The organism is Colwellia sp. M166, from assembly GCF_024585285.1.
Classification (GTDB): Bacteria; Pseudomonadota; Gammaproteobacteria; order Enterobacterales; family Alteromonadaceae; genus Cognaticolwellia.
In genome coordinates, this window is the sequence record NZ_CP040755.1 from 4,074,991 (window position 1) to 4,088,819 (window position 13,829).

Consider the following 13,829-nt stretch of genomic DNA (forward strand, 5'->3'; position numbering starts at 1 on the left):
AAGAAGCGGCGAGATAATAATGTGAGTTTTAAATTTGTGCAACATTTATTTTAAAAAAGTTAATGTTGCACAAATTTAGGCTGTAGCATTAAGCGTCGGCTTATTCTCTACTCATATAACCCTTTGCTTTTATTGCTTAAAGTTTTGTGGGTTTATTTTTTTATGTCGTGTTAGCGCTCGAAGGTTTAAAGCGTAATGGGTTGATATGATGAAATAACGTATTGTGATTTCATCTTTATCTGTATATCTAGCATCTAAACGAGCATTATAAATCACTGCGCCATCCCATGCCTGACTCTTCCATTAACCGTTCGTATACGCCTTCAATATTGAGCGGTAACCAAGCTTCATATTGTCTGAAGTCTTTAAATTCATCTAGCTGAATGTTTTGTTTTATTTCATCAAGTGTTTTACCGGCTAAAGCACCTGCAGTTACTTGGCTGTATAATTGCTCTATGTAACTTAAATAATGTTTTACATCGGCTTTATTTCCTATATCAGCGTGACCACCAACAAAGGTATCAAAGTCATAATTGAGCACCGCTTTTGTTGAGTTGATCATGCCTTGAATATCGTAACTCCATAGCTTTTGCCATGGCATTCTACCGATTAATATCCAATCAACGACAAATAAGGTTTTTTGCTTTTCAAACAACATACTGACTGAGCCACGACCGTCATTGGGGCCATGGTAATTAAGTTTAACGCTTGAGTCTCCTAGGGTTAGCACTAACTCGTCATCGAAAGTGAGGTCAGGTGTTACAGTTTTCATTTGCGTGTTTTTAATATCTTGCGCACTGAGTGTGTGGGCAACAAAAGTGGTATGCGGGCTTTTAAATGCTTCTGCGCCATAAATATGGTCACTGTGATTATGACTATAGATGACATACTTAACGGGAACGTTAAAACGGGTTTTAATTTGTTCGTTCAGCCAAGTGGCAGCTTTTTTATTCAGTGGGTCGGTAACAATGGCGCCTTGTGGGGTGATCAAAAATACTGAGCGATGTCTGTCGTCAATAAAACGGTACAAACCATCACCTAAATCTTCAATTTCAAGTGCTTGTGCGCTGAAACCTATTATCAGTAAGGCTGCAGTTAATAGTTTTATCAATGATTTTGGCATATAGCATTCCTTTACATTTATTCAAGCTTAATAACTCTGTTGAAGTAGATAGTCACAATAGACAAAAAATTTCAGTTTATGCGTAAAAAATAACAAGCTTTGTTAGTGTTAAGTTGTTTTTATAACTATTGTTTTCACTATACGTTAAGCAATAAAATAAACTTAAGCTTGAACTAAAATTAAAGCTAGTGGCCGCTGGAGTTAAAAGCTACGACCGGCATCTCAATTATATTCGCCATTTTGCTGAACTATTTTGTGGATGTTTATATACTAAACATACAGATATTTAGTTCTTAATTACCTTGAGAAAATTATGTCGTCACTCGCTTTTAAATATTGTCAGTACCTGTTGTTATTCTTGTTCTCGTTTAATCTTTGTGCTGAATCTGGCGGTCAGCAGAGTTATAGCGGTACTGCTGGGGCTACCTTGTTTGCTGAAGAATTTGCTACTTTCGATTCTCCTTGGGCGATGTCTTTTTTGCCTGATGGCAAACTTATTGTTACTGAAAAAGCAGGGAAGTTGTTTTTAGTTGATTTGAAAAAACGCTCTAAGCAAACAATACAAGGCGTACCTGAAGTTGTATACGGTGGGCAAGGTGGCTTAGGCGATGTTATTGTGCATCCGCAATTTAAGATAAATAATTGGCTTTATTTATCTTATGTAGAAGCAGGTAGGTCAGGAAAAAGAGGCGCCGTTGTGATCCGCGCAAAGTTAAAAATAAACGCTTCAACGCCGACGCTTGAAAATATTGAATTTATTTGGCGTCAATTTCCCAAAGTATCAGGTTATGGGCATTACTCACACCGCATGGCATTTAGTCCTAACGGGCAACTATTTATAACTTCTGGCGATAGACAAAAGCAAATACCGGCGCAAGACTGGCAGCAAAACTTAGGAAAGGTAATTCGAGTAAATGCCGATGGCTCTGTACCTAAAGATAATCCCTTTCAACTTAAAGGGGAGCTGGCAAAAACGTTCTGGTCGTTAGGGCACCGAAATATGCTGGGTATGGCTTTTGATCAGCAAGGGCGTTTGTGGACCCATGAAATGGGTCCTAGAGATGGCGATGAATTAAACTTGACTATCGCTGGCCATAACTATGGTTGGCCAATTGTTTCTGAGGGCGAACACTACTCAGGTGTTGCTATTCCGGCGCATAACACCCGTGCAGAATTTCATGCACCAGCCGCTTTTTGGCTACCAACAATTGCCCCGTCCGGTTTGATTATTTATCACGGCGCTATGTTTGCCCAATGGCAGGGTAATGCTTTTATCGGAGGCCTTAAGTCTCAGGCACTTTTACGCATAAACATAATCGGTGATAGCGCAGCAGAAGCGGAAAGGTTTGCTATGGATAAACGTATACGAGAAGTTGAACAAGGCCCTGATGGGGCGTTATGGATTTTAGAAGACGGCTCAGGTGCCAGGCTTTTAAAGCTAACTCCAGATAAGTAAACATCAATGCCTTGCCTATATGGATGTACTTAGGTTCAGTCTGGAACGGTGAACCAGTGCCGCTAAAGCTTTTAAATTTCACTGAGTGGGAAGAAACTTAGTCGCATTGGTATAAGTGAGTCGATTGCCGTTTCATAAAAGCAACAAGTATATAGCGATAATCGAATCATCGTTGGAGTTAAGCCCTTAACTTCAACGATCGCAAAATTCCCATCTCAGCAAGGTAATTAGTCATTAGCCTAGGTCGGTCTCGACGTCAGTACTATATGAAAATCAAAAATAACTTTGAGAATAATTATGATTTTTATTCTATATTCATAAGGTGAAATTTAACTTAGGTTAGAAGCTCAAGTTAAGTTTCACCAAAATAAATAAAAAAATTAAATAGAGCAAAAAAGTCAGCCTTTTAAACTCGACAAATAAATCAGGGAAAAAATATGAATACAGAAGAAGTTGTTGATCAAGTTATCAGTATGGCATTACTTTATGGACCGAAATTGATTGGTGCTATTTTGGTATGGATCATTGGTGGCTGGGTAATAAATGTCATCGGTCGAGTGGTAAAAAGTACTTTAGACAAAAGCGGCACTGATCCATCGTTAAAGCCTTTCTTAACAGGCATTGTCAACGGTCTGTTAAAAGTTATGTTGGTTATCACAGTACTAGGCATGTTAGGCATCGAAATGACCTCATTTATTGCCATTGTTGGTGCCGTTGGTTTAGCCATTGGTATGGCAATGTCAGGCACATTACAGAATTTTGCTGGCGGTGTGATGATCTTGGTTTTTAAACCGTTCAAAGTCGGTGACGTTATAGAAGCGCAGGGGTATGTTGGTAGTGTTTCTCAAATACAAATTTTCAATACCATTATGAAAACGCCTGATAATAAAACCATTATTATTCCAAATGGCGGATTATCAACATCATCAATGATCAATTATTCAACTGAGCCAAAAAGACGTGTTGATTGGACCATTGGTGTTGCTTACGGTGATGACTTAGACAAAGCACGCGAAGTTATTAAACGTTTATGTGATGCAGATAGCCGTATTTTAAAAGAGCCTGAAGTATTTATTGCTGTTTCTGCTTTAGCTGACAGTTCAGTGAACTTTGCTGTCAGAGCATGGGTAAGTGCGCCGGATTATTGGGGTGTTTACTTCGACATGAATGAGAACGTATATAAAACCTTCGCCAGAGAAGGCTTAAACATTCCTTTCCCACAAATGGATGTTCATTTACATAAAGACGCATAAATCGCTTTAAAGCAAAGCGCTGCGTTAACGTGATGCATTTAAGCAACTAAAAAGAGCTAAGCAAGTTATTGTTTAGCTCTTTTTTTATTTACAGGCTAGCGTTAATTAAGGGAAATGCTGACGGCTATGCAATGACCACTAAGTTATGGTCATTGCATAGCAGTCAGCATCATTAAAAAACAACTTGTTAAACACTCGGTGATAAATGTAGGAAGCAACCTTTACCGGCAAAAGTTAACTGATAACTAGGCTCGTTAGGGTTAGCGCTAGACGAAACTTTTTCAAGCATGCCTTTCTCAATTAAAAAGTCCAACATGGTTGTTGATAGCTCATCCAGCTTAGCTTTTGCGGTGATTTCCATTTTAGTGGCAACACCTTTGCAAGAGTACATGGTCTTGATTATTTTAGCTTCTACTTCAGATAATTTAGGGATGCTACCTGCGTATGGCGGGTATTGATGCAGCGGAAACTTACCACGAATAGTTTTATAAGACGCTTGTATTGCTTTGATATCGTCTGCTTTATTGTCGGTTAATTTGAAAGTATGAAAAACACCAGATTCTTTGCTCAGGTAATCTACTTTAGCTAAAAATATTGGTAAACCACAGCCTTGAGCCACATGGTAAAAACCTGTTTTCCATTTAGATACTGGACCACGGGTGCCTTCTGGGGTAAATAAGAAAAACACCCGCTTTAATTTTTGGCTATCAATAAAGTCTTTTATTTGTTGAACTTGGCCAACACCTTGCTCTGAACGATCAATTGGAATCGCGCCAAGATACATTAGCCATGTACCTAATATCGGTACTCGGCAGATACTGTCTTTAATAGAAAAGTATATTTTAACATCTTGTTGTATGGCAGCACCCAGGGCATAAAAGAAATCCCAATTTGAAGTATGCGGTGCGGCAATCGCTACTCCAGCACCTTCAGGGGCATTTTTGCACAGCTTCCAGCCGGCAACCTTGAACCAAAGGCTAAAAAGAAATTTTAAAATATATTTAGTGAAAATACCGTCAAAGATGGTTTTCTCACGGATGGTGAGTGATGTTTTTGCCATGATAGTAGGGGGTGTTGTTACGATGAATATAGCCAGTATTGTAGCATGATAGCAACAGAAAACCTTGATATAGCATAAAATTTTGCCATAGTTCAATTTCTTCCTAAGCAAGGTGTTAATGAAATACCTTGCCTTGTTATCTATCTCAACAACACTACTTGAAGTGTTGTTGTGATAGATAACTAATAGCTACAGCAGTGGTGATATTGCGCTATGGTATTAGCGTGCAATAGCATTATAAGCATCAATTATGTGCTGTACATCGTTTACCTTATTTTGTTGAGCTCCTTGTTGAATACGTTGGTAATGGCTAAGGGTTTTATGCAAATATCTATCGATTATTTCACGTTGCTTACTTGATGTTGTTTGCCAAATTTTATCGCCAACAGGGTTAATTTTGCTTTTGGTTTCGCTTAGTTCTTCAGCTGGGTTTTCACTTTTGTCTTCGTTCAAGAATGAAACTAAGAGTATCTCATAGAAACGTTGATTTTCTTCGATTAGCACTTCGTCTTTCAAACTAAAATCTAGCGCGATTAATTGCTGACGTAAGGCGAATTGGTGATGGACAGGGCAAAGTAAAAAATCAATATTGAGCTGCTTATGCTGCTCAACAATGGCGCTAATAAACTGCAGCATTAAGTCGCCGCCGACACCGGCAATGATCACCAGATGTTTACCTTGTTGCCTTAAGGGCAGTTTTGCCACATCTAAGCAATAAGTTTTCCAACTTGAGTTTGGATAAAAACGCTCCAGCTTGTGCTGAACTTTAGCCATAAGTTCGGGAACAATATCAACAAAATGCACTGTGCTGCTGGCCTGAAATGACCCTTGCTGCGAGGTTTGGCCGGATATCTTACCTGATAAAAGCGCAAAGCCAAGTAGGCCATGATCACAGCAACAATCCCATATATGATCGTATTGAGGTGTTATCATAGCTTCAATTTGTTGTAAGCGCTTACTGAGTTTAAAGCCGAGCTTGTTGGCTGGCTTATTGTTTTGGATAATGTTCTGCATAGTGTTTGGCATAACCTTAAACATAGAGGGTATTGAGCTGCAAGCAAAGTACTTTATTGATGAAAAACGTGGCTATTGTATAGCTAACTAAGTTAACCATTCAAGTGGTTCTCAGTGTCAGGCCGTAGCTTAAGCCATCAGTAAGATATATTAAAAAATAGCCATTGTTTAAAGTGACTTGCTTGTTTATATTAAGAAGAGGTTTCATCAACATAGTTGCAAGGAAGTAATGACTGTATTAACTCAACAAGTACCCGCAGTATCATATGGTTTTGACCTTCAACCCGGTAAAGTGCTTGATATAGAAATTAATCATCCTGTTAAAGTTCGTATTAAAGTGCCGCTGATCGGTTATGAAATCGGTAAGTATATTATTTTAAAATATCCCGTCTCATCGCGAATAAGTGATTATCAAGATGTATTGGTTGAAGGTAACGTTGTTATTGCTCGCTATATTTTAGAAGGCGAGCGCGGCGAGTGTTATGCTTTTCGTTCGACCATAAAGCATATAACAAAATACCCTGAAAACTTTATTATATTGCATTACCCTGAAAAAATTGAAAGTCGACAATTGCGATTACAGCAACGAATCACGACACATTTACCAGCCAGCATTATGGTAGACATAGAAGTTGGTGATGGAAAAGGTGTTCGTTTAAATGGTATTATTGCTGACATATCAATACAAGGTTGTGGTTTTGCTTTTAAAGCTGATAACACCAAAATAATGGTTAACAAGCGTGATGTTTTTGTTTGTATTCACCACCCAAGTACCGGTGATGTGAAAATACCTGCTCAAGTTTGTAATAGCCGTAATGAACAAGGAAAAGTAAGTGTTGGCATTAAGTTTTTTGATGATGATGAACAAGTGAAAAATTTACTTGAACATTTATTTATTGATCAGAATATGCTGTAAATAATAGTTGAATAGCTTGTTATTGGCGCACTGCGCTTGAAGTCAGTCTAGTTTATTGTTTTATTATTTTTTTACCCGCAATGCTTTACGCTAATAGGTAAAAGTCAGTAACGGCAAAGCTTAAGCCATATAACTGTCAAAAAAGAAATAGAGCGTAGTCGCAATACTGGCAAATATAACAAAGCGTCTCACTTGTTTTTGTGGCAAGTTGCGCGATACATTTGCCGCAACATAACCTCCGGCTAGTGTGCCGCATAGTACAATCGAACCTTCGTACCAAGCAATAACGTCATTATAAATAAACAATACGATAGCAATGAGTGATACAGTTGTTGATATTAATAGCTTTAAGCCATTCATGGTGTTGATATTAGTGTGGCCAGCTAATGCTAAATAGCTCAGTACTATAATGCCTAAGCCGGCATTGAAAAATCCACCATAAGCCGATACGGCTAACAGTAATACCATTAATAAAATAACACCAATGGCAGAGGCATGTTGATGACTTTTCGCCATGGTTTTTAGCTTGCTATTAATTTGAGCTCCAAAAATAAATAACACGGTAGCAAACAGTAATAACCAAGGAATAGCCTCTTTAAACAGCTCTTCGGGGGTTTTAAGCAAGAGCCAGGCTCCAGAAATACCGCCGAGTAAGCTGATAATAATGATCCGTAGCAATTCATCTTTATGTTCCGCAAGTTCCTTTCGAAAAGCATAAGTACCACTGATATAACCCGCGCATGAAGCGAAAGTATTGGTTGCACTGGCCATGATATGAGGAATACCAACAAAGATAAGTGCCGGAAAGGTAATAAAGCTACCACCGCCGGCAATCGAGTTAAGTACACCACCAAAAAAACCAGCAAAAAACAGAAATGCTATTTCAAAGATCATGGTGCCGTTAACTCTCTTGGTTGTTATTAGTTGTGTGAGTTTTACGGGCGTTTATCACTGAATCAACCGCTAAAATCAGCGCTTTATTTGGATAGCCATCAGCAATCAGTTGGTGTTGTAATTGGAATGAGCGAATGGCTTTTCGGCTTTTTGGTCCCCAAATGCCATCAGGTTCGCCGGTGTCAAAGCCTAACGTATTCAGTTGGCTTTGTAGGTTTTTCATTTCGGTAATACTGTAAGGCTTCGCTTGATTTTGAGCTTTTGCTATAAATTCTACACCTTTAGCGCCAACGAGTTTATTGGCTAATATGCCAACCGAGAGGGCATAACTTTTCGACAAGTTCCATTTCATGATGACATTGAAATTGGGGTAGAGTAAAAATGCCGGTCCTTGATAACCAGAAGGAAGGTAAAGCTCAGCCTGAATGTCATAAGCAGGCAATGCTTGATTATTTGTTTGCTGTACGCCTAATTGTTGAAAGTGTGTGAGTGAATAATATTGGTCAAAAGCGACTTTTTCAAAGGCAAAATTATCAGGAAGTTTAACTTCTCTGCCCCAACGCTCTTTACTTTGCCAACCGATATTATGTAAGTAATTTGCTGCTGTGGTTAGCGCATCTACTTCACTTTGCCAAATATCGACTTTACCGTCGTTGTCGCCGTCAACGGCATATGTTAAAAAAGCGGTTGGCATAAACTGCATATGTCCCATTGCCCCAGCCCAAGAGCCTTGTAGTTGTTCGACAGAAACTTTTTTGCTTTCAATTAAGGTAAATAGATTTAATAATTCTAAAGTGAAGAACTCACTACGACGCTGATCACAAGCCAGTGTTGCTAGTGCATTTAATACTGACATTTTGCCTTTATGTTTGCCAAAAACAGTTTCTAAGCCCCAAAAAGACACTAAGTATTGACGCGGAACGGCGTATTTTTCTTCTAAACGATCAAATAGCGCTTTATGACTTTTAAGTTTTTCTTTGCCTACGCGGACATGATACGCGGTTACTCTGGCTTTAATATATTGCGCAAAGGTTTGGGTAAACTCAGGTTGTTTTTTATCTAATGCGATCACCCGTTTAAGTGGTGCAATATCATCAATAACGGTTTTGGTGATGTAAGTAGAAAAACCCGAGCTACCAGCACGTTTAGCTAAATTAGCTTTACACTGAAGAAAATTTTCATCTGCAATGCTGGCATGTGAAAACATAGGGATAAACGCTACTATAGCGATGACTTTTCGAACAAGGGAAAAATTAACTATTTTTTGGAGCAGGTACTTCGATGAGTTCATTAATGAAAATTCCTTGAAAACTAAAACTAAAACTAAAACTAAAACTAAAATGCACTCGATTTAATATCATGGTGAAATTTTACCGCGCTAGCAAGCCTTAATCACTATTGAATGAAAATAGCTGCACTACTTAGGTTGTAAATTGAGCGCTTTTAGGTGGTTATTTGCAATAGTATTGCTGTTTCTACAGCAAGTAAGTGCAGAATCCTGCATCTTGTCGTTGATTGAGGGTATAATACTTTTTCGCCTTCAATAAGGGCTATGATTTTGAGCGGTAAATTGTTCGCTATTGTGCAATAAGGCTGTGCAATGTAATCATAAAATATAACCATAAGATTGATTATCTAGAGCTAGTTCAAGAACCAGCTTAAGCAATAATTTAGCTGATAATAAAATGAGTTTTAAAAAACTTATTTAGAATAAGCAAGGAAAAAAACTGAGTAGTATGGCATGCGGATATTAGAAAAAGATTATCAAGTTAACAGTGTCCGTAAGGCTATCGCAGCAGGGGCTAACTCCATTATCGCATTACCTACGGGGGGCGGTAAGAGCATTTGTATACTTAAATTATGTCAAGCAATGCCCGACAAGAAAGTTGTGGTGAGCCTGCGTAATGCTGCCTTAGTACCTCAATTATTACATACGCTTACGGTAAACGGCTTATCAGTAAGTGTGGTTAAATCGGGCTATAACTATGTTGCTGGTGGTGATGTCACTTTAGTGATGGAACAATCATTTAACCGACGAAGACACCTCAACATCGTTTGTGATGTACTGCTACGTGATGAGTATCATGTCGGTTGTATGGGCGGTGTTTATATTAATATGCGTGAAGAGCTATCGCCTGATTTAATTATCGGTCTGACTGCCACACCGATTGATCGATTAGGCGTTTATATTGATCCGTCCATGCAGTTGATTGAAGAAACAACAACTCGGCAGTTAATTGAAATCGGAGAATTAGCCAAACCGGTTTACAAAGTACCAAGCTTATCGCAAGAAATAGACTACAGCGCTGTGAAAATGTACCGCGGTGATTTTAGTGTTTCTGGCTTAGACCTAATATTGCTTGAGCATTGTTCTCTTGTTGCCCAACAAACACTTAATGATGCGCTGTCCCAAGGGCGAAAAGTTATGTTGTTTGCTAACTCTATCAAGCATGTTGAAGCACTTTCTGACGCTTTTGATTCGCTCGGTGTTAAGCATGAGCGGGTACATTCTAAACGTTCTATTAGTGATAACGATGAAAGTATTCGCCGTTATAAATCGAATGAGGTGCGCTTGATCATTAATATGTCTATGTTGACCATAGGCTTTGATGATCCGACAACTGACTGCGTAGTGTTAGCTCGACCAACAAAAATATTAAGGTTATATTTACAAATTATTGGTCGGTGTTTACGAGCTTCAAAAGGTAAAACTGATGCTTTAATACTCGATTTAGCACAATGTATTTCTACTCATGGTTTTGCTGAAGATCATCGTGACTTTACGCGTAAAACAGCTAAATCTGCAGCCATAATGTCTGAACGTTTAAGTGTAACTAATATCGCTCAGTTTGTTGATGGCGAATTCACCTTTGATGATTCGATAGAGCGTAAGGTTATCAAAAGAAAACCAGCGCGTAAGCGTAATAAATCTCGGCCTAAATTAGCCTTCAGTAAAGCACTTATTGATAAAGCACCCAGTAAAAGGGCTGAAGCGCTACTTAGACTTAACCCTAAAATGGAAAAGCTGGTCAGTACTATTGAGTTAGTTAACAGCGTTTATGATCAACAAAATGAAAGTTATAAGATGCTTGATGAAGAAGGTATGGTTAAGTTAGTTGCTTTGATCGGCTTTGCTTACAGTGATGCTTTAGTTGATAGTAGTACCAACTTAGTTGAGGCACTACATGATAAAAATCAATCCATCAAAGGCTTACTACCTAAAATTAGCACTTTGATCACGACTCTGACAAAGCAAGACTTACTCAGTAAGGTTTAGCATAAGTGTGCTAAGGCTGATAAGTCATTGACCTTACTTGTTCAAACACGGTAGTAGATTATAAAACCTTATAAATTTGTAATACATTCCAACCGATGAATAAGGCGATAGCGTAGCTTAATAGCGTACCTAGCATCATATATTCGGTTAGTTTCATATCCTTATTTTTTGTCAAATCCCCAAATCTAAAAATAGTTTTAGTCGCGACCAGAAACCCAATGCCGGCAAACTGCCCCATAAAGATAAATGAAATAGCTAAACAACGTTCAATATAACCAATCCAAGCACCAGCCGACACTAAACCAATATTTTCATTTTCTTCTATCGTAGTGTTTTCTGTTGACCCATTAGAATGTTGAGTTAGGCTATCGGTGTGTTTCTTTAAAGCCAATGAAATAATGACAGAAGCAGGCTTACAAACTAGCAAATATGAAATAGCAATGATCAGGTTTTTGGCACTTAAAAAACTGCTAATAAAGCTAGTTACTTGCTCGATGGTGAAGTTGGCAAGATATGCCCAAATAATGCAGATAAGCAATAAATGGAAACTTTGTGTGGTTAATAAAAAGCTAAGCTTATTGCTTCGATACGACAACCAGTGATTGGTCAGAACATGTGCTAGTGATATCAGTACAATAGCAATAATTGCGGGCAGCAATGCTATATCAGAGATAAGAAAAACTACGATATTAAGCAGGGTGTGAACGGCAACATGCTGCCAAAACCCCAGCGATTTTATATGGTGGCTGTTTCTATAAGTAAGCCAATGAGCGGGCTGGAGATAAAAATCACTAATAAAATGTGCAGTTAACAATAGCAGTAACAGTTCCATTCGTTGTTGCCTCTGAGTCTTTTAATTCTTGCTAAGTGGTCAAGTCATTAATCTGTTTGGTATAGCATAATTTTTTGATTTATATTTTTCGTGTAATCTCTCACAAGAAAAGCGCCAATATTACTTAATCTATTACTGATATTTTGCCGTGTTGTTCCGGTAATTTCTGCAATTTTTTTATGTTCAGCAAAGTCGCTATCTATATATTGATATAGTAATTCAGCTTGGGTTTTCGTCAGCCGATTCAATAAATGACTTAAAAACTGCGTTAACAGCTGAAGTTCACGATCGCTATCGTTTTGCGTAAAGCATAGTGACAACTCGCCTCGCTGAGACTTTTCTAAACCTCTTCCCGACGCTATAAATACCGGTCCTGATGAAGTGTTTGGCTTGTTATCATAAATATTATGGCGACCGTAAGCTAACGATAATGTGCATTGTATAGGTTTTGTTGAAAAACTTGCTAAGTGCAGGGCAAGCTTAATGAGTAATGTGCTTTTTAAAGCCTGAATAGGGTCTGGATACTGGATTTGAAATTCGTCACCTCGATACACTTCACCAATGGCATGATATTTTTCATTTGCTGTTTTAAGGTGACTTTTAATGCTATCAATAGCATTGGTATATGTTTCATTAGTCATCTTCGTCGAGCTGACGAGATCCCCTGTTAATACCGCAATCATATTAATTAACCTAATTCAGTGTATATACCTAATGCAACTATATTTGATTGCTTTTACAAAGGCAATTAAATTTAGTTGCATCAGCTGGGTAGTTATATTTAGTTGCTTTTATCAGGTTAATTAACCGGTTTACTATTAAGATCTCAAGGTTAAGGTAACTAACACTATGCCATGATCGGTACTTTCGCCATCACGATCAAAAATAGGGTTAATTAAATGTCGATCATAGGTGTGATAATCGCTGACTTGATACAAACTGTCGTGGTCGCTAGCGTCAAATTCAGATGACAGTAAAATATAATCGAGCACTGAACTGCTCGCGCCAAAATAATGCGTTGGTGTACGTGCTATTGGTTTTGTTTGCACTTTTTCTTGACTAACTGCTTGACTAACTGCTTGACTAACTTGCTGATGAGTTTCTATATGTGTTTCGCCTTGTACATCACCGTCATTACTTTGTGCCACTTGAAATAAATCCCAAGCATCGTTTAAACAATATTTAGCCAGATATGCATCGCGATCAATAGCAGAAACAAAGCGCAGAGTATTGGTAAGTAAATGGCTGAGCACGCCGTCGGCTAAGCTGTTGTTAAAGTCGCCCATTAATACCATCGGATTATTACTAGTTTCGCGCCGCGCAATCATTTCAATCATTAATAATGCTGCCTCACTGCCACGCTGTATGGTTGAACCCCAGCCACCGGCTACTTGTACTTTTAAGCTCTCAATAATGGTTTTTTCAGCGCTATGAGTTTTATCTTGTTCATCAAGTTCGATCATCGAGCGTTTAGATTTAAAGTGCACGACATAGCAGTCGCAATGGCCAAGATGAGGAACATCTACGGTGGCTCTTAGTACTTTACGGCTAAATGAAAAGTCACTAGCTAGCCCTAAACTTTCTGCTAGCTCAGTGTTTGGCTTAACCGCGGCTAGTGCAACAATGGGGTAGCGAGAGGCAATGGCTACAACCGGGCTACGATAAATAAAGTCATCAATAACTTGTGCTTGGTCAACTACAGCAAAATGCTGATAACCTTGTGCAGCAACTAGTTGTTTTAATGACTCAGGACTGAAAACCTCCTGAAAGCCAATAATGTTTGGCTGATGTTCTAGTAAATAGTCAGCGATCCATTTTTGCTTTTTTTGCCATTGCTCAGCGCTATAAATACGTTCGAAATCATAAAAAGCATTTGGCGGTTCAAGGTAATTAAATAAGTTGAAAGTGGCAATTTTAAGTTGTGTATTTGTCACTGATACGGATAATGCTGCAGACGGGAATTGCTGATTAATTTTTTTACTATTTTGTTGGTCGATAATGTTA

At 38.4% G+C, this 13,829-nt stretch carries 12 protein-coding genes; 4 read left to right on the forward strand and 8 right to left on the reverse strand.

Going from position 1 to position 13,829, the window contains the following annotated elements:
* Positions 1 to 265: 265 nt before the first annotated feature.
* The gene (locus tag FGD67_RS18460) at positions 266 to 1,123 is read right to left on the reverse strand and encodes an MBL fold metallo-hydrolase (protein ID WP_257172508.1); all 858 of its coding nucleotides are present in this window, start codon (positions 1,121 to 1,123) and stop codon (positions 266 to 268) included.
* 313 nt (positions 1,124 to 1,436) lie between these two features.
* Here FGD67_RS18460 and FGD67_RS18465 point away from each other — a divergent pair, with 313 nt between their 5' ends.
* Both FGD67_RS18465 and FGD67_RS18470 read left to right on the forward strand, forming a co-directional pair.
* A complete protein-coding gene (locus FGD67_RS18465; RefSeq protein WP_257172509.1) occupies positions 1,437 to 2,579 on the forward strand; it encodes a PQQ-dependent sugar dehydrogenase in 1,143 nt (380 codons plus the stop codon).
* 437 nt (positions 2,580 to 3,016) lie between these two features.
* Complete coding sequence (locus FGD67_RS18470) at positions 3,017 to 3,832, forward strand: mechanosensitive ion channel family protein (protein ID WP_257172510.1); 816 nt, start codon at positions 3,017 to 3,019, stop codon at positions 3,830 to 3,832.
* A gap of 187 nt (positions 3,833 to 4,019) precedes the next feature.
* Here the strand turns inward: FGD67_RS18470 and FGD67_RS18475 are convergent, their stop codons facing one another.
* Both FGD67_RS18475 and FGD67_RS18480 read right to left on the reverse strand, forming a co-directional pair.
* Positions 4,020 to 4,892 (reverse strand): 1-acyl-sn-glycerol-3-phosphate acyltransferase, encoded by an 873-nt coding sequence (locus FGD67_RS18475; protein ID WP_257172511.1) that lies wholly within the window; start codon positions 4,890 to 4,892, stop codon positions 4,020 to 4,022.
* 219 nt (positions 4,893 to 5,111) lie between these two features.
* Positions 5,112 to 5,906, reverse strand: coding sequence for a tRNA (adenine(22)-N(1))-methyltransferase TrmK (locus tag FGD67_RS18480; protein WP_257172512.1), 795 nt, complete (start codon positions 5,904 to 5,906; stop codon positions 5,112 to 5,114).
* Positions 5,907 to 6,135: 229 nt separating this feature from the next.
* Between FGD67_RS18480 and FGD67_RS18485 the strand changes: the two genes are divergently transcribed.
* Positions 6,136 to 6,822, forward strand: a complete 687-nt coding sequence (locus tag FGD67_RS18485) for a flagellar brake protein (RefSeq protein ID WP_257172513.1) — start codon at positions 6,136 to 6,138, stop codon at positions 6,820 to 6,822.
* Between the two features lie 120 nt (positions 6,823 to 6,942).
* On the opposite strand, the gene FGD67_RS18490 is transcribed toward FGD67_RS18485, so the two are convergent.
* Both FGD67_RS18490 and FGD67_RS18495 read right to left on the reverse strand, forming a co-directional pair.
* The gene (locus FGD67_RS18490) at positions 6,943 to 7,716 is read right to left on the reverse strand and encodes a sulfite exporter TauE/SafE family protein (RefSeq protein ID WP_257172514.1); all 774 of its coding nucleotides are present in this window, start codon (positions 7,714 to 7,716) and stop codon (positions 6,943 to 6,945) included.
* 7 nt (positions 7,717 to 7,723) lie between these two features.
* The gene (locus FGD67_RS18495) at positions 7,724 to 9,007 is read right to left on the reverse strand and encodes a lytic murein transglycosylase (RefSeq protein WP_257172515.1); all 1,284 of its coding nucleotides are present in this window, start codon (positions 9,005 to 9,007) and stop codon (positions 7,724 to 7,726) included.
* A gap of 450 nt (positions 9,008 to 9,457) precedes the next feature.
* Here FGD67_RS18495 and FGD67_RS18500 point away from each other — a divergent pair, with 450 nt between their 5' ends.
* A complete protein-coding gene (locus FGD67_RS18500) occupies positions 9,458 to 10,993 on the forward strand; it encodes a DEAD/DEAH box helicase (RefSeq protein ID WP_257172516.1) in 1,536 nt (511 codons plus the stop codon).
* A gap of 58 nt (positions 10,994 to 11,051) precedes the next feature.
* Here the strand turns inward: FGD67_RS18500 and FGD67_RS18505 are convergent, their stop codons facing one another.
* From FGD67_RS18505 to FGD67_RS18515, 3 genes are all read right to left on the reverse strand, one after another.
* Positions 11,052 to 11,825 (reverse strand): DUF3307 domain-containing protein, encoded by a 774-nt coding sequence (locus FGD67_RS18505; protein WP_257172517.1) that lies wholly within the window; start codon positions 11,823 to 11,825, stop codon positions 11,052 to 11,054.
* 47 nt (positions 11,826 to 11,872) lie between these two features.
* Positions 11,873 to 12,508: a hypothetical protein gene (locus FGD67_RS18510; RefSeq protein WP_257172518.1), complete on the reverse strand. Its 636-nt coding sequence runs from the start codon at positions 12,506 to 12,508 to the stop codon at positions 11,873 to 11,875.
* A 135-nt stretch (positions 12,509 to 12,643) separates the two neighbouring features.
* Complete coding sequence (locus tag FGD67_RS18515; RefSeq protein WP_257172519.1) at positions 12,644 to 13,759, reverse strand: endonuclease/exonuclease/phosphatase family protein; 1,116 nt, start codon at positions 13,757 to 13,759, stop codon at positions 12,644 to 12,646.
* Positions 13,760 to 13,829 lie beyond the last annotated feature (70 nt).